The organism is Dietzia sp. PP-33 (genome assembly GCF_033790845.1).
Classification (GTDB): Bacteria; Actinomycetota; Actinomycetes; order Mycobacteriales; family Mycobacteriaceae; genus Dietzia.
This window is the reverse complement of record NZ_JAMYEI010000002.1, coordinates 273,722-297,458: the sequence shown is the minus strand read 5'-3', so window position 1 is coordinate 297,458 and position 23,737 is coordinate 273,722. Positions and strand designations below refer to the sequence as shown.

The window sequence follows — 23,737 nt, the reverse complement described above, 5'->3', positions numbered from 1 at the left end:
TCCCCTCACGCGGCCGAGGTGACCCGCGGGATCCGTCGCGGCGCCGGCGCGCGCGATTCGGTCGTCGCCTTTCTCGCGTTCCTCCTCCTGGCCTGTCTGCAGGCACCGGGGCTGGTCGTCCCCGATACCAAGTACGACCTCGTCGTCGACCCCGGACGGTTCCTGGCGCAGGCCACCCACCTGTGGACCGGACTGTCGTTCGGCGGACAGGTCCAGAACCAGGCCTACGGGTACCTCTTCCCGCAGGGCCCGTTCTTCGCCTTCTTCGACCTGGTCGGGATGCCCGCCTGGTTGACCCAGCGGCTGTGGTGGGCGGTGGTGCTGACGGTCGCCTACGTGGGTGTGGTCCGGGTGGCGGCCGCCCTCCGGATCGGGACGCGTCTGACCAGGGCCGTGGCGGGGATCGGCTACGCGCTCGCCCCGCGGATGCTCGGCGACCTCGGCTCGATCTCGTCCGAGATCTGGCCCGTGGCGCTGGCCCCCTGGGTGTTGCTCCCGGTGATCCGCGTGCTGCAGGGACGTATGTCCCCACGGCGCGGCGGTGCCGGGGCCGCGCTGGCCCTGGCGCTGATGGGTGCGGTCAACGCGGTCGCCACCCTGGTCGCCTGCCTGCCCGCCGTCCTGTGGTGGCTCATGCACCGGCCGGGCCGCACGTGGGCCAGGTTGGCGGCGTGGTGGCTGCCCCTCTCGGTGGCCGTGTGCGTGTGGTGGGCGGTACCGCTGGTCCTGCTGGGCCGGGTCTCGCCGCCGTTCCTGGACTACATCGAGTCGGCCGAGGTCACCACCAGGTGGTCCTCGGCGACGGAGGTGCTGCGCGGGGCGTCGACGTGGGTGCCGTTCGTGTCCACGGACCGGGTGGCCGGGGCCGCGCTCACCAGTGAGCCGGTGTTCGTCCTGGCCACCGGCGTGCTGGCGGCGGTCGGGGTGCTGGGGCTGTTGCGCCGGGGGATGCCCGCGCGGGGCCGCCTGCTGGTGATCGCGGCAGTCGGGCTGGTCGCGATGGCGGCGCCGTGGGTCGGGCCTGCCGGCGGCGGGCTGGCGGAGACGGTGCGCGCGTTCCTCGACGGCTCCGGTGCCCCGCTGCGCAACGTCCACAAGTTCGAGCCGCTGCTGCGCCTGCCGCTGGTCCTGGGCGCCGCCCATCTGCTGGCGCACCTGCTCGCCGGACTGCACGGGGACTCAGGACGCGGGGATTCGGCGCGCGGGGGCCCGCACGGACCGGTCGACCGGGGGTGGGCCGCCCTGGCACACCCCGAGCGGAACCGGTCCGTGGCCGTGGCGATGGTCGTGGTGCTCGCGGGGGCGATCGCGGTGTCCCCGGCGTTGTTCGGCCGGCTCGCCCCGGTGGGCGCCCACACGGAGATGCCCGACCACTGGCCCGCCGCCGCAGCGTGGCTCGAGGAGAACGCGCCTGCCGCGCGGCCGGGTGGCGACGAGTCCGGCGTCGATCCCGATCCGGCCGCCACGACCCGCGCCCTGGTGGTCCCGGGGGCGTCCTTCGGCCGTCAGGTCTGGGGAGTCACCCGCGACGAGCCCCTGCAGCCGCTGGCCACCACGCCGTGGGCGGTCCGTGACTCGGTGCCGCTGCAACCGGCGCCGGCGATCCGCGCCCTCGACGCCGTCCAGCGCCGGCTCGCCGGCGGCAGGCCCGCACCCGGGATGGCCGCCACGCTCGCCTCGCTCGGCATCGGCTTCCTGGTGGTGCGCAACGACCTGACCGACGACTCCGGGGCGCCCCGACCGGTCCTGGTCCACCAGGCGATCGACGGGTCGCCGGGACTGGTCAAGGTGGCGGAGTTCGGGGAGCCTGTCGGTGGCACGGACGTCGTGGGCGCCGGCCAGACGACGGCCGGCCGCGCGGAGACCGCGGGGGCCGAGGAGGGCGCGGAGACCGGTGGGGTCGCGGGAGGTGACGAGGGAACGGTAGGTGACGACGACGAGGTGGCCGTCCTCCCCGACTCGGGCCTCCGCCCCGCCTACCCGGCGATCGAGATCTACCGTGTCGACTCCCGACTGGGTGCCGACGCCGTGTCACCGGGCCCGCCCCGGTCTGCCACCGCCCCGTACACGGTGGAGGTGCGCGACCTCCCGGTGGTGGCCGGCGGACCGGAGTCGCTGTCCCGTCTCGACGACCTGCTGGCCGTGCAGGACACGGTCGGGTCCCCGCCCCGGGTGACCAGGCTGCTCGAGGTCGACGCCCTCGCGGCGGGTGTGGACCCCGCCACCGTCCGGTTCCCGAGGCCGCGGCCGGTCGCCGCCCCGGGGCCCGTCCTCACCGATTCCCCCGCGGACCGGGAGACCGACTTCGGCCGCCTCGACCACAACTCGTCGGCCGTCCGGGCCGACGGCGACCCACGGCGCAGCCGGGGCACGGTCCCGGACTACGCGGCCACCGTCGCCGACTCCGACCCCGCCCTGACGCGGGCCCGCTGGTGGGACGCCCGGGTGCGGGTCTCGTCGTCTGCCTCGGACTCCGCCCAGACCGGGCCCGTTCGGCCGGCGCGATCGGTCGCGGCCGCGGTGGACGGCGACCCGGACACCGCCTGGCGCTCCGGGGGCTACGGATCGGCGTTCGGGCAGTGGCTCGAGATCGAACTCCCCGGGCCCGTCGACCGGGGACTGCTCCGCCTCACCGTGCCGGCCCCCGAGGCGGGCCCCGAGGTCAGCACCCTGCAGATCCGTACCGACTCCGGCACCACCACGGCCTACCCGGCGGCGGGGTCCGAGCTGACCGTGGCCCTGCCGCCGGGCCCCACCGAGACCGTGCGGATCACGGCGACGGGCTTCGCCGACGGTGGCCGAGGCACCTACTTCGAGGTGTCGGAACTCGGACTGAGCTCGGACGGCGAGAGCATCCCGCTCCTGCGGACGGTGGCGCTACCGGAGCGGCCCGCCGATGCCCGGGACCCCTCCGGGTGGCTGCTACGGCAGGAACTCGGTGGCCGCCCGGACTGCGTCCACGGCGGAAGCCCGGTCGAGGGGCTGGCCGGCGCCGAGGAGGAGACCGGCGCGGTCAGGTGCGCCCCGGAACTGGCGATCGACCCCGAGGAGCCGGGGCGCTTCGCCCGCCTGCTCGACGTCCCGGTCGACACCGCGGTCCGTCCGCAACTCCTCGTGCGGCCGCTCGCCGGGGCGGCCCTGGACGACGTGCTGCGCGGCGACCCCGCCACCCGCGCGCGCCAGGTCCGGGCAGTGGGCGAGTCCCTGGTGACGGACCCCGCCGGCGGACCGTCCGCCGCCGTCGACGGCGATCGGTCGACCAGTTGGTACGCCCCCGACCTGCCCTCCCCGACGCTGGAGCTGCGACTTCCCGGCCGGCAGCTGGTCGGCTCGATCCGCCTGTGGGCCCCGCGTTCGGAGGCCCCGGCCGCCCCCAGGGTGATCACGGTGGACACCGGGCTCCAGAGCACGCGGGTCGACCTGGACTCGATCCCGCCGGAGGAGGACGGGTCCGTCGTGGTCCCCCTGCCCGCCGACCACACCGACCGGGTGACCGTCCGCGTCGACGCCGCCGAGAACGTGGTGGCCCCGGGAGGGGCGCAGGTGCCCACCGGCCTCGCGGAGGTGTGGGTGCAGGACGCCACCGGCGCGCGGATCGGCGCCCTGCCCGCCGCGAACGACGATCCCGTCACCCTGGCCTGCCAGGACGGCCCCCGGCTGGTCATCGGTGACCGGTCGGTGCCCACACGGCTGACCACCACGCGGAGGGAACTACTCGAGGGCCGTGCGATCCCGGCGGAACCGTGTGGCGGCGAACCGGTCCCGATGTCCGCGGGACCGGTGGAGGTATCGGTGGATCCGGGGGAGGCGTTCTCGGTCGACACGGTGGGCCTCGTCGTCGTCGACGGTGGTGCTGAGGACGGTGGTGATGAGGACAGTGGTGTCGGGGACGGAGGTGTCGGCGGTGCCGACGCCGGACCCGCACGTGACGGGACCACCACCCGCGTTCCGCCCCTGGGCGGTGCGCCGCAGGCCACCCGGGCCGTCACCACGACCCGGTGGGACCCGTCGCGTCGCGAGCTGCACGTGCCCGCGGCACCCCGGGAACGGGTGCTGGTGGTGCCGGAATCGGTGAGCCCCGCCTGGGAGGCGACGCTGGTCGCCGACGACGGGACCGATCTGCCCGACGCCCGCCCGGTCACCGTGGACGGGTGGAAGCAGGGCTGGGTGCTGCCCGCGGCCGGCACCGGGGCGACCCTCGTCCTCACGGTCCCGTTCGACGGGCCGTACCGGGCGGCGTTGCTGACGGGCCCGTTCGTCCTGGCGCTCGTGGTGCTGCTCTTCCTCCTCCGCGGCCGCGACCGGGCCGGCTCCCGCGCCGGGGTGTGGCGTGCGCCGGGGATCGTCACCGTGGGCGCCACCGCAGTCGCCGGCTACCTGCTGGCGGGCCCGGTCGGGCTGGGGTTGGCTGCCTGGTTCACCGCCTGCGCGCTGGTGGCGAGCCGCTACCTCGGCGCGGGCCGGGCGCGGGACCTGCTGGTCGTCGGGACAGGCGGGGGGATAGTCGCCGGTGCCGCGCTGCTCGCCCGCGCCCCCTGGCCCGCCCCGGCCGGGTACGCCGGCGACGGCTGGGCCCCTCAGGTGGCGACGGTGGCCGGGCTCGTCTGCGCCGGGTTGGCCGCGGCCTGGCCGTCGGTCGCGGGCACGCCGCGGGGTGCACTGCCCGGTGCTGGGCGGGGGACACCGCGGGGCCCGCGCCGGGGGGATAACCATCGCCGGGACGGCTCCTCCACCAGCGAATAGCTCGCGGCCGCGATGACCGTCGAGATCACCGCGGTGACCAGCCAGACCTCGAGCATGTGTCCGGAGAACATGGGGACGAACGCGATCTGGAACGCGAAATGCAGGACCAGCACGTGCCACAGGAACACCCCGTAGGACCACCGGCCCAGCGTGCCGACGAACGCCGACCCCAGGATCGGGAAGCGCTGCCCGTGCGGCGCCAGCGTGACCGGGGCCAGCAGGCAGAACGCCACCACCGCCCCGAGCGCGGTGCGGACCGCGAACTCCGGCCCCGAGGGGTGGACGAAGCCCTCGGTGAACCACCGGGGGACGGTGCTGACGCCGAACGCCACCGCGACGACGGCCCACCAGCCCCACCGTGCGTGCCGGCGGCTGGCCAGCGCGGCGAGGCGACCGGGAGGGGCGGCGGAGAGCTCGGCGAGGATCATCCCCGCGGCGAACCACGAGGCGAACGCCGGGGGCAGGATCTGGTCGTTGATCCGCTCGGGCAGGCCGAGCTCGTACCAGGGCACCAACGCCCATGCCAGGCTCAGTACCCCCACGGCTGCGATGACCGGCACGCGCCACCGCGCCGCGCGGCCACGGAGGGCGGCGAGAGCCCACCACAGGAGCGGCAGGACGAGATAGAACGCCATCTCCACGGACAGCGACCACGCATGGGTCAGGCCCTCGACCAGGGAGTCGGGGACGAACACCTGCGTCAGGGTCAGGTTGGCCGTCCAGGTCGAGGCGGAACTGCGCGCGTTCTGGGGCAGGAGGAGGAACACGGCGGCCACCAGGACGAGGTACGCCGGCATGATCCGCACGAGTCGAGAGCGCAGGTAGACGCGCGCCGACCGCGCGGTGCCGGGGCCGCCCCGGCGGGCGTGCAGGGCGTGGGCCCGCCACAACAGGAACCCGGACAACGCGAAGAAGACTGTCACGGACAGGTCGAACCGGCCCCAGATCCGGTTGACCACCGACCCGGTGGTGGACCCGGTCTGGAACGCCACGTGAGTGGTGAGAACCGCGAACGCCGCCACCGCGCGGAAACCCTCGAGCGCCGGCACGAAGCCCGTGGCGGAAGGAAGAGTTCCGACGCGGTGGTCGGGGGTGGCGGATGCGTTCTTCATCACTGTTAATCTTCTCCTGATGATGGTCCGGTCCGGTGGCTGATACGGGTGGCTACCCGGCGGTAACCGGCGGATCCAGGGTGCGACTCCAGGAGGACAACCGATGGCACGACAGAGCAGTTCCGCGGGACGGAGGTCGTCAGTGCCCGCACTGGTCCTCGTCGGGCTCGGCACGTTCCTGATCACTATCGCACTCGCCCTCGTATTCTTCGTCGTCCCGGCGCAGAAGAAGACCCCGTTGGACATCAACTCCACCACGGTCACCGAGACCGTCCAGGGTGCAGTCCTCGTGGGCCGCGCACTGGCGGGCAACCTACCGACCGAGCTCAACGCGGACCGGCCCGAGTGCCGTGCCACGGAGGGCGCGGGTGCTGAGAGCGAGGCCGAGGAGGAAGGTGGCGAAGGCGCCGAGGAGGCCCCGCTCGAGGAGACCTCGCTCCCCGTGAGCTGCTTCATCGACAACGACATCCCCGTGTACTCGCAGCGTCGCGTGCAGGCGGTCGAGCCGTCGGACGCCGACGAGATCACCCTCCAGGCCGCGCAGTCGCTGTTGCGTGAAGACCTCACCGGATCGGACGGCGTCGAGGGCCTGATCAACGCCACGATCGACCGCGTCACCCTCGATCGCGTGTCGGCCGAGCCCGTCGACGAGCCCGTGAGCACCCTGCAGTTGGTCTCCGCCGGCAGTTCGACCGATGAGACCGCGCCCGTCGGGTTCGTCCGTGAGGGCCTGCAGTACAAGTTCCCGTTCGACACCGAGAAGACGAACTACCCGTACTTCGACGCCAGCACCTTCACCACCAACCCGATCTCGTTCGTCGGCGAGACCACCGTCGGTGGAGTCGAGGCCTACGAGTTCCGGCAGGAGCTGGGGCCGATCGACATGTGGTCCTCGATCCGCGACCACTACGCCTCCGTCTCCGACGGTTACGACCCCGCCGTCGAGTCGGTCCTGGCCAGCTACCGCCGTGAGGGCGTCGCCGGCCAGTGGGGCCTCGAGGGCGACCCGGAGCGCGAGGTCGACATGCGGCGCTTCTACACCAACACCCGCACCGTCTGGGTCAACCCGGACACGGGCCAGATCATCAAGGGCGGCGAGAACATCTTCCAGTTCTTCGCCGAGGACCAGGACGAGGCCGACGCGTTCTTCGGTGACGAGGCGCGCGTCGAGCAGGAGAAGGCCGAGCCCACCAGGACAGCAATCCGGTTCGAGTCCGGCTGGAACGAGGAGACCGTCGAGAACACGGTGGCGGGTGCCCAGGAGAGCGCCGACACGCTCAACACGTTCGGGCGCGTGGTCCCGGCGATCCTGGGGGTCCTCGGCGTGTTGGCCCTGATCGGCGGCCTGGTCCTCGGCCTCCGCGGCTCCTCCGGCGGTCGCACCACCCGCAGGTCCAGAGGCACCACGGACACCGGAGGTCCCGCGACCCGCGCCTGACCTCCCGTCGGCGCCGGCACCGGCGCCGCCCGCGTCGAGAAGAGCGTTCCGCACCCATCGCCCGAGTGGGGTGTGCGGAACGCTCTTCTCGTCTGAGCCACGCTCGTCCGCGTTCTGATCGGCGGCAGTGTCCCGTATCCCGCCCTGGTGGTCGACGCCCCGCGGGATCAGAAATCCGCTCCCGCCCCTGAACACGCGCGCGTACCGGCGCGCACGCACGAGTTCATGCCCTGGAGCGGCTCTGTGGTGGGCGAGCATGCGCGGGAGCGGATGCCGGGGATGTCGGGGATTCCCGGGGTGTGCGGATGCCGGGGCGCCGGGCCTGCGGGAGAGCGGGCCGGGCTCAGGCCGGCCGGGTCCGGAGCGCCCGCCACCCCGCGACGACGGTGGTGAGAACGACGACGACGAGGGTCGCTCCCAGAACGGATTCCAGTTCCCGGGGCGACACCCACACGGCCGCGGCGGTCAGCACGAGACCGCACCACGCGACCCCGGCCTCCGCCGTGCGGCCGGTGGCGATGGTGGCGAGGAGGAACGCCTGCAGGACGCTCAGCGTCACGCCGAGGCCGGCGAAGGCCCACAGGACCCCGGTGACCGGTCGGTAGTCCTCGCCCACCACGGCCGGCACGAGCGGGGCCGCGACCGCGGCGGCCACCACGACCACCGCGCCGATGCCCAGGAGCACGCCGACGGCCGACCGGACGGCGCCGCGGTGACCGGCGGGGTCGGCCATCCTCGGGTAGAGCACGGTGCCGACCGCCTGGGGGAGCCAGAAGGCGGCCTTGGCGGCCACGGCCCCGAGCGCGTATCGGCCCGCGTCCTCGGGCGACAGCAGGGCACGAGCCAGGAGCAGATCGACCGAGGTCAGCGCCATCATCACCAGCTGGACCTGCCCGGCGGCCAGCACGGCAGCCACCCCGGGCGACGCCATGGCGGTCCCGCGGGCCGGGTCACGGGCGGGCCTCGTCGTCGTCGCCCTGTCCCTCCGGCCCGTCCCCACGCGTGCCGTCCCAACCCATGCCGCCCCCACCCACGCGGCGGCCACCCCGACGGCCCCCGCGGCCAGAGCCGTGCCGACCCCGCCCCCGGCGGCCAACACGGCGACGGCCGGAACGACCTTCCCGGCTCCGGCCAGGGCGAGCACCACACCGAGCGCACGGAACCGCTCGGCGCCCTGCAGCAGCCCCTGCTCGGTGGCCAGCAGACACAGCACCGGTCCGGGGGCCAGCGCAGCGGCGGTGGCGAGCACCGGGGTGTCGAGCAACACGGACACCGGCATCACGGCGAGTGCGGCGACGACCGCCACGAGCAGCGCGACCCGCAGACCGAGCGAGCGCAGGGCCTCGTGGGGCACCCCCCTGACGTGCTCGCGGGCCACCACTGCCTGCAACGCCAGCGACGGCACCGCCACCAACAGCTGGGCCGAGAGCAGGGCGGCGAACGCGCCGTACCCCTCGGGGCCCAGCCACCGGGACGCAGGCAGGTGCAGCAGGTAGGCGGCGATGTTGGCCAGCAGGGAACCCGCCGTCACCGCCCCGGCGCCGGTGAGGAACCGCCTGGTGGCGGATCCGGGTGCCGCCGCGCGCGCCTGAGGGTCCACACCGGTGATCGTAGGACGTCGCCCGGGGCCCGGTCCCGGCGGTCGCCGTGGTGGAATGTGCGCATGTCAGCCACCTCGGTCGGCCCCCGCCGCGCGCCCGCCGGCCCGGGTGTGGCCGTCGCGGTGGACGCCGGCATCGGGGTGGTGGTGACGGCGCTGTTGCTGGCCGGTCTGGCCCGCCCGGGGTTCCCGCTGCTGCGGGACTGGGTGGCCACCCCCACGCCCCCGCTGTCGGACGCGGCTCTGGGGCTCGGTGACTCGGCGGCCCGGGCGGTCCCGCAGGACGTCGCGGTGGTGTGGGCGACCCGGGCACTCGATTCGGTCGGCCTGCCGGCGTGGCCGCTGACCGGACTGCTCACGGCGGTGTTCTGCGTATGGCTGGCGGTGGCGGCGGGTGCGCTGGTGCGGCGCGCGGTACCCGCCGCCACCCTGCAGGGCACCGGGGCCCGCGGTCCGGCGGGCCACCTGCTGCGACTGCCCGCGGTGGTGGGCGCGGTGTGGAACCCGCTGGTGGTGGAGCGGGTGCTGCAGGGCCACTGGTCGCTGCTGGCCGGGGTGGCGGCGGTGATGACGATGCCGGTGTTGCTCGCGCGGGCGAGGCCCCGTGTCGCGGGGGCGTGCGCGTCGGTGGTCGCGGCGGGTCTCACGCCCACGGGCTGGGTTCTGGCGGTGGCGGCCGCGGCGGTGTCGTTGTGCTGCGCGGGGCCGGCCGGGGGACGACGGGTGCGAGCGGCGGTCCCGATCGGTGCGGTGGCCGCGGTGACGGCGCTGCCGTGGGCGCTGGCCACACTGCTGGGTGGCGGGGGCTCCGCGGGCGTCGGCGCAGGCGGGGATGCCGGGGTGGCCGCGTTCGCCGCCCGTGCGGAGACCGGCATCGGGACCCTCGGCTCGGTGGTGGCGCTGGGCGGCATCTGGAACTCGGCGGCCGTGCCGCCCTCGCGTGCGGGCTGGTGGGCGGTCGCGGCACTGGCGCTGCTGCTGGCGGTGTGGGCGCTGGCGGCGCGCGGCCTGTGGCGGGCCCGGCGTGACCCGGTGGTCCGTGCGACCGTCCCGCTCGCGCTGGTCACCTGGCTGCTGGTGGCCCTGGCGGCGACCGGCCCCGGACTGGCGCTGCTGGACGCGGTGGTCGGGGCCGTCCCGGCGGCGGGACTGCTGCGCGACACCCAGAAGTTCGTCGCGCTCGCGCTGCCCGCCACGGTGGTCGCCCTGGGATTCGCCACCCGGGCGCTGGCTCCGGCGGTGCGGCCCGCGGGCGCTGCCCTCGTGCTCACGGCCGTGGCGGTGGCCGCGGTCCCCGACGCGCCGCGCGCGCTGTGGGAGGCGCTGCGGCCGGTGACGTACGGCGACGGGTGGGCGGAGGTCGCCGGGATCGTCGACGGCCGGCCCGGTGATCTGCTGGTCCTGCCGGCCGGCTCGTTCCGCTCGACCCCCCTGTGGGCCCGTGGCGCCGCCGTGCTCGACCCGGCCCCCCGCATGCTCGACACCCGGGTGCTGGTCCCCGGAGACCTGGTGGTCGGGCGCGCCGACGGAGGCTCCGGGACCGACGCCGACGCCGACGCCGACGCCGAGACCGTCACCGGGGAGGGCGACCGCGCCCGCCGGGCCACCGAGGCACTGTTGCGCGGTGAGGACCCCCGCGCACTGACTGATCTGGGCGTGCGGTGGGTGCTCGACGAGCGGACCTCCGCCGGTCCGCGGGGGGAGTCCGAGCGGACCCTGGATACGACGACGACGAGGTTCACCGACCCCGAACTGACCCTCTACGAGCTGGGTGACGCCGGGACGCAGGAGCCCGCCGCCGAGCCGGACTCTACGTCTGTCGCGCTGGTCCCGCCCCCGGCGTCGGAGTCGTCCCGGTCCGCGGTCCTGGCTGCGCACGTGGCGTGGCTGCTGGCGGGGGTGGCGTCAGCGGCTGTCGCCGCGCTGGGCCTCAGCCCGCGCGACCCCCCGGGGCGCGGCGCGGGTCGGCGTCCGCATCGCCGACTGCGCCGCCGACTGCGCCGCCGATCAGGCCGCTGACGCGGCGCCCCCGCGTCACCGCCGTGAGCACCTCCGCCATCGCGGCGCCGGTGGCGGGCCACGACAGTCCTGCGGCCTTGCGGCGGGCGGACTCGCCCATGCGGTCGCGCAGCCCCGGATCGCGCAGCAGGTGCTCCGTGGCCGCGGTCATGGCCGCGACATCGTCCACGAGCAGGCCCGTCTCGCCGTGGTCGATCGAGTCCCGCAACCCCGCCGCGTGGTGGTAGCCGATGGTGGGGACGCCGTGCTGGGCGGCCTCGGAGACCGCGAGCCCCCACCCCTCCTTGCGCGAGGGCATGAGGTGCAGCGAGGCGGCGGCGAGGATCCGGTGCTTGTCGGCCTCGTCGACGTGTCCGTGGAACACCACGGGGCCGGCGCGGTGGCCCGGCCCGGAACCATCGAGCCCGAGTTCGCCGGCGTACTCGCGCAGGCGGTCGGCCCACCAGCCGCTGCCGATCACGTCCAGCACCAGGTCGGGTCGGTGACCGCGCAACGCGGCCAGCACGTCCAGGGCGTCCTCGACGTGCTTGTGCGGCACCAGCCGGGACAGCACCACCAGTCGCGGGCCGTCGGCGCGGGAGGCGGGCCCACCCGGTCGCACCCCGGCGGGCAGCGGATCCAGGCCGTTGCGCACCACGGCGATGCGGTCCGGGTCCACCCCCAGCCCGGCGAGCTCCTCCGCCGACGGCAGCGACACCGTGACGTACTGGCTGGCCGAGTGCACCCGCGGTGAGAGCCACGACTCGATCCACCATCCGATCCTCGCCACCAGCCACCCGGCGACGGGCCACTGCTCGCGGTGGATGTGGTGGACCAGCACCACGACGGGCGCGGTGGTGACGAGCCGGGCGAAGAAGGGGACACCGTTCTGGGTGTCGACCACCACGTCGGGCCGCCGGAGCGGGCCCAGCGGCCCACCCCCGAGGCGTCCGAGCAGGATCGCGGCGAGTGCCCGCGGGTAGACGGAGAAGCGACCGCCCCCGCGGCTGAGGGTGACCCCCGCATCGGTGACCTCCGAGCGGGCCGATCCGCGGGACCGCGAGGTGTGGTAGACCACGGTGTGTCCCGCGGCCGCCAGGCCGTCGGCGACGTGTTCGAGATACCGCTCGCTGCCGCCACCCTGCGGATGGGTGCTGTCACGCCAGCACAGCACCAGGATTCGAGCCACGGCGCACACTGTACGCAGCGTCGGAGGTGCCACGGCCCGGCGGTATCGTCACCGCTGTGACCCCACCCGCAGACCACCGGTCGAGCGCACTGCGTTCGGTGGCCCGGCGTGCCACCCTCGGGCGCTCGATCGGGCTGCTGCGCTCGTTCCCCCTCGAGCAGTCCGACCCCGACGCCTTCTACTCCGGCCTGGCCAACGACACGGTCGAGCTCGTGGCCGACCTGTGGGCGGAGTCGGGGGACCGGTCGGGGAGCCGGCCCGGGCGGCTGCCCGGACTGACCGTCCTCGACGTGGGCGGCGGGCCCGGGTACTTCTCCGACGCCTACGCCGAGGAGGGCGCCCGCTACGTCTCGGTGGAACCGGACGTGGGGGAGATGTCCGCCGCCGGGTTGGATCAGGCGGGATCGATCCGGGGAAGCGGGATGTCCCTGCCCATCCGCTCGGATTCGGTGGACGTGTGCATCTCGAGCAATGTGGCCGAGCACGTGCCCGAGCCCTGGGTGATGGCCGAGGAGATGCTCAGGGTCACGCGACCCGGCGGCCTCGTCGTCGTCTCCTACACCCTCTGGTACGGACCGTTCGGCGGCCACGAGATGGGCCTGACCCACTACCTCGGCGGGCAGCGCGCGCGGCGGATGTACGAGCGCCGACACGGGCACCCGCCCAAGAACTACTACGGGGAGTCGCTGTTCGAGGTGGGTTGCGCGGAGGGGCTCGCGTGGGCGCGGGGCACGGACTCGGGTGAGTTGCTCGGGGCGTTCCCGCGCTACCACCCGCGCTGGGCGTGGTGGCTGGTGCGCGTACCGCTGGTCCGGGAAGTGCTGGTGTCCAACCTCGTGGTGGTGCTGAGGGCGCGCTGAGCAACGCGCCCCGGTCGGCCGCCCCGTTGACCCCCGCGCGTACCCGGACACTCGTCTATGGTGGGTGTAACACGTTCTTGTTTTCTACCTCTCGGAGGTCCTCCCGTGGTCGTCGTCCATGACAAGCTCTTCTCCGGTACCCGCTGGACCGATCCCACCTCCACCGGTGTCCTCGAAGTGACCTCGCCCGCCACCAACGCCGTCGTCGGGAGGGTGGCCGAGACCACCACCGAGGACCTGGACGAGATGGTCAGCCAGGCCCGCGACTCGTTCGAATCGGGCGTGTGGCGCACCACCCCGCCCGCCGAACGCGGGGCGCTGCTGGCCCGCGTCGCCGACATGCTGGAGGAGCGGCAGGCCGAGGTCTGCCAGATCCTGTCGGACGAGATGGGCACCCCGCCCGGCACCGCCGCCATGATCCAGGTGACGCCCACGCTGGGAGTGCTGCGCTACTACGCCCGTCTCGCCGAGCAGTTCGCCTGGTCCGAGGTGCGCCACGGCGACTTCGGCGCCTCCGTCGTCACCCGGCATCCCGTCGGGGTCGTCGCCGCCATCACGGCGTGGAACGTGCCGCTCTACCTCAACACCGCCAAGCTGGCCCCCGCCCTGCTGTCCGGCAGCTCGGTGGTGCTCAAGCCGTCGTCCGCGACGCCGCTGTCCGCGCTGTGGCTGGCGGAGTTGTTCCGTGAGGCCGGCCTGCCCGAGGGCGTCCTGTCGGTCGTGACCGGGCCCAGCTCCGTCGGGGACCACCTGGTCTCGCACCCGGAGGTCGACAAGATCTCGTTCACGGGCTCCACCGACGTGGGCAAGCACATCGCCGGGATCGCTGCCCGGAACCTCACCCGCTGCTCCCTGGAGCTGGGAGGCAAGAGCGCCGCGATCGTCCTCGAGGACGCCGACGTGGCCGCCGGTGCCGGGACCATGGTGTTCTCCGCGCTGATGAACTCCGGCCAGGCGTGCGTGTCCCAGAACCGCATCCTCGCCCCGCGCTCGCGCTACGACGAGATCGTCGCCGCGCTGGTCGAGAACGTCAAGGCCATGCCGGTCGGCGACCCGGCCGACGACGGCACCGCGTTCGGCCCCCTGGCCAACCACAAGCAGAAGGAGTCCGTCGAGGGCTACATCCGCAAGGGCGTCGAGGAGGGCGCGACCATCGCCTACGGCGGTGGGAAGGTCGAGGGGCTGCCCGAGAACGTGGCGGCGGGCGCCTACGTCCAGCCGACCGTGTTCACCGGGGTCGACAACTCCATGACGATCGCGCAGGAGGAGATCTTCGGGCCGGTCCTGCAGGTGATCGCGTACGACAGCGTCGACGAGGCCGTGCAGATCGCCAACGACTCCGAGTACGGTCTGGCCGGCGCCGTCTACTCCGCCGACCCGGACGCCGCTCTCGCCGTGGCGCAGCGGGTCCGCACCGGCACCATGGGGATCAACTGGTACGCGTTCGATCCCAGCGCCCCGTTCGGCGGGTTCAAGAACTCCGGCCTGGGCCGCGAGAACGGGCCGGAGGGGCTGGAGGCGTTCTGCGAGCTGCAGAGCGTGCTCATGCCGTTCGGCTGGGAAGCGCCCGCGTCGTAGGCGACCGCCCACACCGCGTCGGCATCGGGCCGGGACCCATCGCGGCTCCCGGCCCGCCGCCGTCACTCCACGCGGTAGCCGACGCCCCGGACGGTGTGGACCTTGTTCTCGCCGATCTTGCGGCGCAACGACCTGATGTAGACGTTGACGATGTTCGAACCGGGGTCGAAGTCCATTCCCCAGACGCTCTCGAGCAACTGCTCGCGGCTGATGGTCTCGCCCTTGTTGCGCAGCAGCATCTCCAGTAGCGAGTACTCGCGGTTGGTGAGCTCCTGGATGCGGCCGTCCACCTCCACCCGCCGGGTGCGGATGTCCAGGCGCATCCCGGCGTGCTCGAGGATGGCCGGATCCTCCGAGGCCTCGTGCTCCCGCAGACGAAGGCGGATGCGGGCGAGCAGCTCCGGGACACGGAACGGCTTGACCATGTAGTCGTTCGCCCCGGAGTCCAAGCCCTCGACGGTGTTCGCGACACTGTCGCGGGCCGTGAGGATGATGACGGGAGCCGCGAACCCGCGCTCTCGGGCCTCACGGAGCAGCGTCAGACCGTCGATATCAGGCAACCCGATGTCCAGCAGCATGAGGTCGATGTCCGAGATGGTCGACAGGATCGATCGCGCGCTGTCCCCGTCCACCGCCTCGAGTGCGGTGTACTCGGCGCCGCCGAGTGCCTTGACCAATACCGAACGGATGAGGTCGTCATCCTCCACGACGAGAACGTTCGTCATGCACACCTCCTTCTACGACTACGGAGTATCCCACGGGGCGTCCCACATACGGCGGTGACCTCAGGTCGTGTCCCCGGGTCCGCGGTTGCGGCGCCTGCGCACCGCCCCTCTGGGGTCGGCGTTCGTCGTGTCGTCGGTGTCGGTGCCGGCCTCGACGGCGGTCTCGGATTCGGTGGCGGCGACGAAGGGGACGACGATGCAGAACACGGCTCCCCCGCCCTTCGCGTTGTAGACGAACGCCCGGCCTCCGTGCGCGCGCGCGATCGTCGCGACGATAGCCAGCCCCAGGCCGGTTCCACCACGCCCGTCGCGCAACTGCCCGCGAGCGGTGTGGAAGCGCTCGAAGATGCTCTCCTCCTCGCCGGGCGGGACCCCCGGCCCGGTGTCGCGCACCCACCACAGCAGCCGGCGACGGTAGTTCTCGCGGCGGGGTGGTTCGGGCAGCGGGCCGGCCGCCAGGTCGTCGGCGACCGTCGGGTCCCCGGGGGCGATGACCCGGCAGCCGATCTCGATCGGATCGCCCGGGCGGGTGAACCGCACGGCGTTGGAACAGAACTGGACGAGAGCCTGGGTGATCCGGTGCTGGTCCAACAGCGCCACGCCCTCGGCGTACGGCAGTACCGACCACTCACGGTCCGCGATCACATCGATCTTGGCCTCGACGTCCACCACCAGATCGGCGACGTCGGTGGGGGCGGTGCGCAGGAAGTCGGGACGGTCGGCGCGTGCCAGGGTGAGCAGGTCCTCCACGATCCGGGTCATGCGGGACAGCTCGTCCTGCATGATGCGGGTGGTCTCGGCTCGTTCCCGGGGGTCCTCGGGCATGAGGTCCAGGTTCCCCTGGACCACGGTCAGCGGCGTGCGGAGCTCGTGACCGGCGTCGTCGAGGAACTCGCGTTGCGTCCGGTAGGCCTCCTCCACTCGTTCGAGCATGGCGTTGACCGTCTCGGCCAGGGAGACGATCTCGTCCGGACCGTCGGCGGGGACCCGCCGCGACAGGTCCGCCGCGGAGATGGTCTCCGCTGCTTCCCGGATCCGCCGGACGGGCACGAGCATCCGGCCGGCGAGGAACCACGCCACGAGAGCGGTGAGGACCATGCCGCCGGCACCCGTGCCCAGGAGCAGATCGGCGACACGGCCGGTGTCCTCGCGGTTCGGTGCGCCGCTGATGGCGACCACGACGTTCGTCGGCCCAGTCGGGCTGTCCACCCGCGCTTTGCGCCAGCGGATCGTGCCGTCGATGACACCGGAGCCTTCGTCGGACACGAGCCCGATCCGTTGGATCTGGGAGCGCGTGGCCGGCGGGAACAGGGGGTCCTCGTCCGAGGAGAACCTCGAGAGCGTGAACTGCGTGCCCGAGGTCTCGGCGGTCCCCACCAGGAGGAGTTCGGCGGACGGGTACTGCTGGGCCAGATAGGCGCGGATCAACTGCTCGGCCGTGGGGCTCTCCGACTCGAACGACGGCAGGATCCCCGCGCTGACGAAGGTGGAGAAGTCGGCGGCCTCCCGGTTGAGGCGTTGGTCGGTCGAACGCTCGGCGGTCAGGTTGAGCAACTGGAGCGTGAAGACCACCATCGCGGTGAACACCGCCGCAGCGGTGAGCGTGATCCCCAGCGTGATGCGCAGTCGCGCAGAGTTCCACCACCGTGCCGGGCGCGCGGCTCTGAACCGCGGGGTCACTCCGGTGACGAACGGTTGTCGGAGCGGGAGGTGTCCTGGTGGACCTCATAGCCGCGGGAATCGGCGGACGCGTGCGACGGAGGACCGGGGATGCCGGCGTGATCGGGGACTCCGGTGTCCGCGGCGTGCGGCGGTCGGTTCCCGGTGGTCCGGGGTGCGTCGGGATCGCGTGCTGACGTGGAGTCCGCGGCCCCCGTCGGGGGGCCACCGACGATGGTCGCCCGGGCATCCGTCCCGCCGCCGTCCCATTCGTCCGGAGTGGTGTCCGTCGCGGGGGAGGGGGCCTGCTCGGCCGACGGCGGGATGGGGATCTCGTTCGTCCACCGCCCCGCGGCCGGTGCCAGTGGGGGGAGGTCCTTCTCCGGTTCCGGCAGGAGGGAGAGGAAGCCCGGCATCGTTCCCGGAACCCTGACCATGGTCGCGCCGTCCCGTACCGTCAGGTGCGGCTTCGAGCCCTCGATGTCGGTACCACCGAGGTCGCCGGGATCGACCGGGACGGGCGCCGCGACCTCATTCACCACCCGGCCGTTCGTGGGAGCCGTGGCCTCCAGTGGACCGAGGACCACGACGGCAGCCGCGATCCCGAGCCCCCCCGCGATGACGGGGAGGGCCATCAGTCCGACTGCAGCGACCCTCATGTCGCTCCTCCACGCATGCGATCAGTGTATTGATGACGTGGCCACTGTCCCACCTATCGAACATATTGAGAAGAGGGATCGGTCACAAGATCGAGAACGGGCCGCGCCCGGCGAGGGTGCGGCCCGTTCTCAAGGGGACCCACAGGCGGCGTCGGCCTCAGCCGAGCCGCTCCTTGAGTGCGGCGAACTGCTCGTGCACCTCGGCCGGCACCTTGGGGCCGCAGAATTCGAGCCATTCGGTGATGAGCGGGAGTTCGCGGCGCCACTCCTCGGGGTCGATCGCCAGGGACTCCTCGACGTCCTTGATCGGGGTGTCGAGACCGGTGAGGTCGATGTCCGAGGCGCGGGCCGTGAAACCGGCGACGGTCTCGTCCGCCTCGACGCGGCCCTCGATGCGGTCCACGACCCACTTGAGGACCCGGCTGTTCTCGCCGAAGCCGGGCCAGAGGAAGCGGCCGTCCGCGCCCTTGCGGAACCAGTTGACCAGGAACACCTTGGGCATCTGGTCGCCGCCCCTGGCGCCCATGTCCACCCAGTGCTGGAAGTAGTCACCGACGTTGTATCCGATGAACGGCAGCATGGCCATCGGGTCGCGGCGGACCGCCCCGACCTGGCCCTCGGCGGCCGCGGTCTGCCCGGAGGAGAGCGTGGCGCCGATGTAGACACCGTGGTTCCACGAGTGGGCCTCGCTCACCAGTGGGACGGTGTCCGCGCGGCGACCTCCGAAGAGGATGGCGGAGATCGGCACGCCCTCGGGGGAGTTGAACTCGGGGGCGGTGACCGGGCACTGGTCGATCGGGACGCAGTAGCGGGAGTTCGGGTGCGCGGCGTTGCCGGCCCCGCCGTCACCGACCGGGGTCCAGTCGTTGCCGAGCCAGTCGATCAGGTGGTCCGGGGTCCCCTCGAGGTCCTCCCACCACACGTCGAGGTCGTCCGTGAGGGCGACGTTGGTGTAGATGGTGTTGCCGGCCTCCAGCGTCTTCATGGCGTTGGGGTTGGACGAGTAGTTGGTGCCGGGGGCGACCCCGAAGAACCCGAACTCGGGGTTGACGGCGTGGAGGCGACCGTCCTTGCCGAAGCGCATCCAGGCGATGTCGTCACCCACGACCTCGGCGCGCCAGCCCTCGATGGTGGGCTGCAGCATCGCGAGGTTGGTCTTGCCGCACGCGGATGGGAAGGCCGCGGCGATGAAGTAGACCTTGTCCTCCGGCGAGATGAGCTTGAGGATGAGCATGTGCTCGGCCATCCAGCCCTCGTCGCGGGCCATGGCGGAGGCGATGCGCAGGGCGAAGCACTTCTTGCCGAGCAGGGCGTTGCCGCCGTATCCCGAGCCGAAGGACCAGATCTCGCGGGACTCGGGGAAGTGCGTGATGTACTTCTCCTCGTTGCACGGCCACGGCACGTCCTTCTCGCCCGGCTCGAGCGGGGCGCCGACCGAGTGCAGGCCCTTGACGTAGGAGCCGTCCGGACCGATCGTTTCCAGCGCGGCGGTACCCATGCGCGTCATGATCTTCATGGAGACCACGACGTACGCCGAGTCGGTGAGCTCGATGCCGAGCTTCGGGTCCTCGGCCTCGAGCGGGCCCATGCAGTGCGGCACGACGTACATCGTGCGGCCCCGCATGCACCCGCGGTAGAGGCCCTCCATCATGGTGCGCATCTCGGCGGGGTCGCGCCAGTTGTTCGTGGGCCCGGCGCCCTCTTCGGTGGCCGAGCAGATGAACGTGCGCGACTCGACGCGGGCGACGTCCTTCGGGTCCGACTGTGCCAGGAAGGAGTTGGGCTTCTTGGCCTCGTCCAGCTTCACGAAGGTCCCGTGATCCACCAGCTCCGCGGTGAGGCGGTCCCACTCCGCGTCGGAGCCGTCCGCGAAGACGACCCGGTCCGGCTGGGTCAGATCGGCCACCTCCGCGATCCACGCGAGCATCTCCGCGTGATCGGTTGGCGCCTGACCCTCGAGGCCGGGAATGGTAGTGGTGGTCATCACAGCTCCTCGCGCATGGTGCATGGTATCGGTCACAGCCTATCGTCAACCCGGTGGTCTCGCCGCTTCCCGGCCCCGGAAACGGCCCCGACGTGAGCAATCCCTCAACTTTTTAGATGTGACCGTGGTCGGTGCGTTCCCATCGGGCGGGTGCCGGCGACGATTCCGGCGATCCGGGGCGGGCCTCGTTGGTGAAGCCGCCGAAGGGCACCCCCTCCGCCGGGTTGGCCAGTCGCCACGAGTCGTAGCTGCCGTCGAACCGGACGGTGGAGACGTGGTCGACGGTCCCGTCGCCGTCGACATCCGTGTAGACGGTGAGCCCCCGGTCGTCGCCCCGGGTGACGGCCTCCATGAATCCGTCGCCGTCCAGGTCCGCCTCGGGCGAGCCGAGATCGAGCACGCCGTCACCGACCGGCACGTGGAGTCCGAGAGACGACGCCTCCGCGAGCGGGGCGCCGTCGAGCCCGCAGACGTCGGGCATCGCGCGGTAGTCGGACGGCTCGGAACCGAAGAGGGGGTCGGTCATGAGGGGCTCCCTGTGGGGGCGGGGACGGGCGGGGTCGCGCCGGTGGGTCCCGCCACAGTAGCCGCGGCCGAGGAGGGTGGGGCGGGCACGGGTGGGCCGGACACCGGTGATGGGGGCGCCGGTGCCCGGCCCGCCTCACGCGACCGGCGGATACGCCGGTCCAGGTCTGCCACCCGGGGGCCCGGGTCGTGGGCGAAGCCGTCGGTGATGGTGGACTCCGCGGCCAGGATCCGGGCGCCGAGGGACTGCTCGACCTCGGCGCGGAGGGCGGCGAGCCGTTCGCTCACCACGGCGGCCGTGTGTGTGCGCAGGGTCTGGGTCCGCCGGACCGAGACCGTGGTCCACCCGAGCAACACCCCGCAGAGGAGTGCCAACGGGATGACGACCGTCGCCAGCCCGGGGACCTCGGCGAGCGGGGACAGGAGCATGCGCCCCACCCCGGTCCCGCCGGCCGCGCCCATCACCAGCACGAGCGACTCCTCTCCACGGTTGCCGGGTGGGCGCCCCGGGGAGATCCCCCCGGTCGGCGCGGGGATCCGGGGTGTCGACGGTGCCGCGGCCCCGAGGTGTCGGGCCACGAGCGAGTCCGCGCGCCGGTCGGCGCGGGCGATGGTGCCCGCGACCGCCGCGTCCGCGTCCGAGGCCAGTGCCCGGACGATCCCGTCCACCCGGGAACGGGGAGCCGCGGCGAGCTCCTCCCGCGCGCGGCTGCCCAGGTCACGCATCGAGCGGTGGAGGTCCTGCACCACCTCCATCCGCAGCGCCTGCACGTCCTGACGCAGTGACTGCGAGCGCGAGGTGATCGCCTCCGTCCGCCGGGCGAGGAGCCAGTCGACGGTCGCCGTCGCCGTCGCCGCCGGCGCTGCGACGGCGACGGGAGCGCTCGTCCGTCTCGTCTCCGTCCGGCGTGCGCCCGCGCGCGTATCCGCCCCGCGTCCGCCGGGGGTCGGCACCACGTCCCCGAGTAGAGCGCCCGCGGCGGCGGGATCGTCGCCGTCGAGAACCCGGACCGGTACCGACACCCCGGCCTCGACGAGGCGCCGGGTGGTGACGTCGAGCGTCTCGGCGAGGGCCCCGGGGTCGCACGAGCGGACGCCTCCGGCCAGGGCCACCGCCAACGGGAGGCGCGAGGCCACGCCGCGGGCGATCTCGAGGTCGTCGGGTCGGATGGGACACACGGCGTCGACGACGAGGACCGCCCCGTCCGGTCGGTCGTCGGGCCCCGCGTCGACGAGGACACGGATCTCGTGGCCACTATCGTCGGACGCCCGGCCCGCGGCCGCGGTCAGCGCCCGGGCCACCGACGGCACAGCGGAGTCCCTGGGTCCGAGAACCGCCACGGTCCGCGCCCGCCGTCCGGTCGACTCCGACCGGGTCGCGTTCATGCGTGGCCCCGCCCGGCGAGTGCGCACAGCGCGGCCTCGGCGAGATCGCCGACCTCGGGATGGACCGTGAGCCTCTCCAGTTCCGCCTCGAGCCGGGCGGTCCGGACCGCGGTGAGGCCGTGCAGGGCCCGGTCGACGAAGGAGACGATGACGTCGAGCGATCCGTCGGCCGCCCGGCGGGCGTCGACCGCGGGAAGACCGCGCGCCCATCGGGGCGGTTCCGCGCGGTCGACTCCGGTGGCGACCACCAGCAGGGGGTGCGCCCGCGGGCGGCGCATCCAGGCCTCCTCGTGTCGACAGGGTGCCGTGCGTAGACAGACGATCTCGACGTCGGGGGGCGCCCCGGCCGGCCGGGCGGGCGCGGCCAGGACGTCCAGGTCGTCGATCGTGGGCCGCCATCCCCTGCGTGTCCGGAGGGCCGCGGCGAGGGTGCGTCTGCCCGAACCGAGCCCTCCGCGGACGCGGAGGTCCGCCGGGGCGTCGAAGCGGGCGAGGGCGAGTTCGAGCTCCCTCAGGCCGGTGCCGCCGTTCTCTCCCGCGGAACCGACGATCCGCCGGACCCGCGAGGCGGGATCGGTGGTGGTCGGCTGCCCCGCGGTCCGCAGCGCGGTGTCCTGGGTCACGATCGGCACCGGGTAATGGTGTCGCGGCCGGGCTCCCGCGGCAAGACCTTCCCCCAGGCAGCGTGGTGTGCGGGTGCGGATCGGCAGGCCGGGGACACGACCCGCCGGGGCGCCGGATTCGGAACCCGGCCGCGGGCTGCGGGATGATGGCCCGGTGAACCAGAGCGAGAGCCCCGGACCGGTGGACGGCGCGGACCAGAGCGGTGAGACCGCGGACGACGACGCACGACTGTTCCCCCGGGTGACGGCCTACCGGTTCCGGCGCGGCACCCTGCGTCCGGGACAGCAGCGCAACTGGGAGGAGCACTGGCCGACCTACGGTCGCAACGTCGCGGACCACATCGTCGACCAGCAGGCCCTGTTCGGTCGCGTCGCGCCGCTGATCGTGGAGATCGGCTCCGGGACCGGGACGTCCACGGCCGCGATGGCGGCCGAGGAGCCGGACGTGGACGTGATCGCGGTGGAGGTCTACCAGCCGGGTCTGGCCCAACTGCTCGGGATGATCCTGCGCGAGGGACTCGAGAACGTCCGGATGATCCGCGGCGACGGCGTGGACGTGCTCACCAACATGATCGCGCCGGCGAGCCTGACCGGGGTCCGCGTGTTCTTCCCGGACCCGTGGCCCAAGGCCCGCCACCACAAGCGGCGCCTCCTGCAGTCGGGCACGTTCGATCTGATCGCCTCGCGCCTCCGTCCCGGGGGTGTGCTCCACGTGGCCACCGACCACGCCGACTACGCGGAGTGGATCGCCCGGACCGGGGACGCCGAACCCGCACTGGAGCGGCTCGACTCCGCGACCGGGGCCGGGCACGTACCGTTCAGTCTGAAAAGACCCGTGACGAAGTTCGAGGGCAAGGGTCTGCAGGAGGAGCGAGTGATCAACGAGTTCCTCTGGCGTCGTAGAGACTGACAAGCCCCTATATACGAGAAGACCGCGTCTACAGAAGACCGTGTTTACTAGAAGACCGAGGCAGCAGACGATGATCCCACCTGACGGACCGGACGGCACCGAGATGCCGGACGTGGTGACCCCCGACGCGCCGGGACTGGTGCTGCTCGTCTGGGACGCGCCCAACGTCGACATGGGTCTGGGGTCGATCCTCGGCGGTCGTCCCACGGCCGTGTACCGCCCCCGCTTCGACGCCCTCGGTCGGTGGCTCCTCGGATACGCCGCCGAGCTGTCGGTGACCACAAACGACACCCTCGAGGCCGAGGCGACCGTCTTCACCAACATCGTCCCGGGCACCTCGGACAACGTCCGCCCCTGGGTCGAGGCGCTGCGCAACGTCGGCTTCGCCGTCTTCGCCAAGCCCAAGACAAGCGAGGACTCCGATGTCGACGACGACATGCTGGAGCACATCGACCGGCGCGCCGAATCCGGTCGACTCGCGGGCATCGTGGTGGCGTCGGCTGACGGACAGGCGTTCCGAGAGCCGCTGGAGGAGCTGGCGGACGAGGTCCCCGTCACCGTCATCGGTTTCCGGGAGCACGCCACCTGGGCCGTCCAGCACGACACGATCACCTTCCTCGACCTGGAGGACATCCCCGGCGTGTTCCGGGAGCCCCTGCCCCGGGTCAGCCTCGAGAACCTGCCCGACGAGGGCGCCTGGCTGCAGCCGCTCCGGCCGCTCACAGCCCTGCTCAACTCGCGTTAGGAG

At 73.1% G+C, this 23,737-nt stretch carries 16 protein-coding genes and 1 pseudogene; 7 read left to right on the top strand and 10 right to left on the bottom strand.

Going from position 1 to position 23,737, the window contains the following annotated elements; all coding sequences use genetic code 11:
• Positions 1-18: 18 nt before the first annotated feature.
• Positions 19-2,307, top strand: a pseudogene (locus tag NJE57_RS05475) (DUF3367 domain-containing protein); the annotation flags it as partial.
• A gap of 2,270 nt (positions 2,308-4,577) precedes the next feature.
• Here NJE57_RS05475 and NJE57_RS05470 read toward each other — a convergent pair.
• Positions 4,578-5,855, bottom strand: a complete 1,278-nt coding sequence (locus NJE57_RS05470; RefSeq protein ID WP_319027390.1) for an acyltransferase — start codon at positions 5,853-5,855, stop codon at positions 4,578-4,580.
• Positions 5,856-5,958: 103 nt separating this feature from the next.
• On the opposite strand from NJE57_RS05470, the gene NJE57_RS05465 reads away from it, so the two are divergent.
• Positions 5,959-7,293 (top strand): DUF3068 domain-containing protein, encoded by a 1,335-nt coding sequence (locus tag NJE57_RS05465; RefSeq protein WP_319027389.1) that lies wholly within the window; start codon positions 5,959-5,961, stop codon positions 7,291-7,293.
• A gap of 343 nt (positions 7,294-7,636) precedes the next feature.
• Here NJE57_RS05465 and NJE57_RS05460 read toward each other — a convergent pair whose 3' ends face one another.
• Complete coding sequence (locus NJE57_RS05460) at positions 7,637-8,893, bottom strand: polysaccharide biosynthesis protein (protein WP_319027388.1); 1,257 nt, start codon at positions 8,891-8,893, stop codon at positions 7,637-7,639.
• A 63-nt stretch (positions 8,894-8,956) separates the two neighbouring features.
• On the opposite strand from NJE57_RS05460, the gene NJE57_RS05455 reads away from it, so the two are divergent.
• Positions 8,957-10,912: a hypothetical protein gene (locus NJE57_RS05455; RefSeq protein ID WP_319027387.1), complete on the top strand. Its 1,956-nt coding sequence runs from the start codon at positions 8,957-8,959 to the stop codon at positions 10,910-10,912.
• On the opposite strand, the gene NJE57_RS05450 is transcribed toward NJE57_RS05455, so the two are convergent.
• Positions 10,824-12,080 carry a glycosyltransferase family 4 protein gene (locus tag NJE57_RS05450; RefSeq protein WP_319027386.1) on the bottom strand — a complete coding sequence of 419 codons (1,257 nt, stop codon included), beginning with the start codon at positions 12,078-12,080 and terminating at the stop codon, positions 10,824-10,826. The two genes, NJE57_RS05455 and NJE57_RS05450, sit on opposite strands and share 89 nt — an antisense overlap.
• A 56-nt stretch (positions 12,081-12,136) precedes the next feature.
• Here NJE57_RS05450 and NJE57_RS05445 point away from each other — a divergent pair, with 56 nt between their 5' ends.
• Positions 12,137-12,940, top strand: a complete 804-nt coding sequence (locus NJE57_RS05445; RefSeq protein ID WP_319027385.1) for a class I SAM-dependent methyltransferase — start codon at positions 12,137-12,139, stop codon at positions 12,938-12,940.
• A gap of 105 nt (positions 12,941-13,045) precedes the next feature.
• Positions 13,046-14,518, top strand: coding sequence for an aldehyde dehydrogenase (locus NJE57_RS05440; protein WP_319027384.1), 1,473 nt, complete (start codon positions 13,046-13,048; stop codon positions 14,516-14,518).
• Between the two features lie 62 nt (positions 14,519-14,580).
• On the opposite strand, the gene NJE57_RS05435 is transcribed toward NJE57_RS05440, so the two are convergent.
• From NJE57_RS05435 to NJE57_RS05405, 7 genes are all read right to left on the bottom strand, one after another.
• A complete protein-coding gene (locus NJE57_RS05435) occupies positions 14,581-15,243 on the bottom strand; it encodes a response regulator transcription factor (protein WP_319027383.1) in 663 nt (220 codons plus the stop codon).
• A gap of 60 nt (positions 15,244-15,303) precedes the next feature.
• The gene (locus tag NJE57_RS05430; RefSeq protein WP_319027382.1) at positions 15,304-16,923 is read right to left on the bottom strand and encodes an ATP-binding protein; all 1,620 of its coding nucleotides are present in this window, start codon (positions 16,921-16,923) and stop codon (positions 15,304-15,306) included.
• Positions 16,920-17,561 carry a hypothetical protein gene (locus NJE57_RS05425; protein ID WP_319027381.1) on the bottom strand — a complete coding sequence of 214 codons (642 nt, stop codon included), beginning with the start codon at positions 17,559-17,561 and terminating at the stop codon, positions 16,920-16,922. The genes NJE57_RS05430 and NJE57_RS05425 overlap by 4 nt, the downstream gene beginning before the upstream one ends.
• 157 nt (positions 17,562-17,718) lie before the next feature.
• A complete protein-coding gene (locus NJE57_RS05420; RefSeq protein ID WP_319027380.1) occupies positions 17,719-19,545 on the bottom strand; it encodes a phosphoenolpyruvate carboxykinase (GTP) in 1,827 nt (608 codons plus the stop codon).
• A gap of 112 nt (positions 19,546-19,657) precedes the next feature.
• Positions 19,658-20,071: a DUF6802 family protein gene (locus NJE57_RS05415; protein WP_319027379.1), complete on the bottom strand. Its 414-nt coding sequence runs from the start codon at positions 20,069-20,071 to the stop codon at positions 19,658-19,660.
• Positions 20,068-21,456, bottom strand: coding sequence for a hypothetical protein (locus tag NJE57_RS05410; protein ID WP_319027378.1), 1,389 nt, complete (start codon positions 21,454-21,456; stop codon positions 20,068-20,070). Before NJE57_RS05410 ends, NJE57_RS05415 begins: the two co-directional genes overlap by 4 nt.
• Complete coding sequence (locus tag NJE57_RS05405) at positions 21,453-22,088, bottom strand: hypothetical protein (protein ID WP_319027377.1); 636 nt, start codon at positions 22,086-22,088, stop codon at positions 21,453-21,455. Before NJE57_RS05405 ends, NJE57_RS05410 begins: the two co-directional genes overlap by 4 nt.
• A 145-nt stretch (positions 22,089-22,233) precedes the next feature.
• Between NJE57_RS05405 and trmB the strand changes: the two genes are divergently transcribed.
• Positions 22,234-22,989 (top strand): tRNA (guanosine(46)-N7)-methyltransferase TrmB, encoded by a 756-nt coding sequence (gene trmB, locus NJE57_RS05400; protein ID WP_319027376.1) that lies wholly within the window; start codon positions 22,234-22,236, stop codon positions 22,987-22,989.
• Positions 22,990-23,059: 70 nt separating this feature from the next.
• Positions 23,060-23,734 carry an NYN domain-containing protein gene (locus tag NJE57_RS05395; RefSeq protein ID WP_413464359.1) on the top strand — a complete coding sequence of 225 codons (675 nt, stop codon included), beginning with the start codon at positions 23,060-23,062 and terminating at the stop codon, positions 23,732-23,734.
• The last annotated feature ends 3 nt before the right edge of the window (positions 23,735-23,737 follow it).

Bases quoted from the DNA above. Each gene is read 5' to 3' on its own strand.
- NJE57_RS05425 (WP_319027381.1), bottom strand. From the start codon at position 17,561: ATGAGGGTCGCTGCAGTCGGACTGATGGCCCTCCCCGTCATCGCGGGG.
- NJE57_RS05465 (WP_319027389.1), top strand. From the start codon at position 5,959: ATGGCACGACAGAGCAGTTCCGCGGGACGGAGGTCGTCAGTGCCCGCA.
- NJE57_RS05470 (WP_319027390.1), bottom strand. From the start codon at position 5,855: ATGAAGAACGCATCCGCCACCCCCGACCACCGCGTCGGAACTCTTCCT.
- NJE57_RS05435 (WP_319027383.1), bottom strand. From the start codon at position 15,243: ATGACGAACGTTCTCGTCGTGGAGGATGACGACCTCATCCGTTCGGTA.
- NJE57_RS05395 (WP_413464359.1), top strand. From the start codon at position 23,060: ATGATCCCACCTGACGGACCGGACGGCACCGAGATGCCGGACGTGGTG.
- NJE57_RS05455 (WP_319027387.1), top strand. From the start codon at position 8,957: ATGTCAGCCACCTCGGTCGGCCCCCGCCGCGCGCCCGCCGGCCCGGGT.
- NJE57_RS05415 (WP_319027379.1), bottom strand. From the start codon at position 20,071: ATGACCGACCCCCTCTTCGGTTCCGAGCCGTCCGACTACCGCGCGATG.
- NJE57_RS05420 (WP_319027380.1), bottom strand. From the start codon at position 19,545: ATGACCACCACTACCATTCCCGGCCTCGAGGGTCAGGCGCCAACCGAT.
- NJE57_RS05410 (WP_319027378.1), bottom strand. From the start codon at position 21,456: ATGAACGCGACCCGGTCGGAGTCGACCGGACGGCGGGCGCGGACCGTG.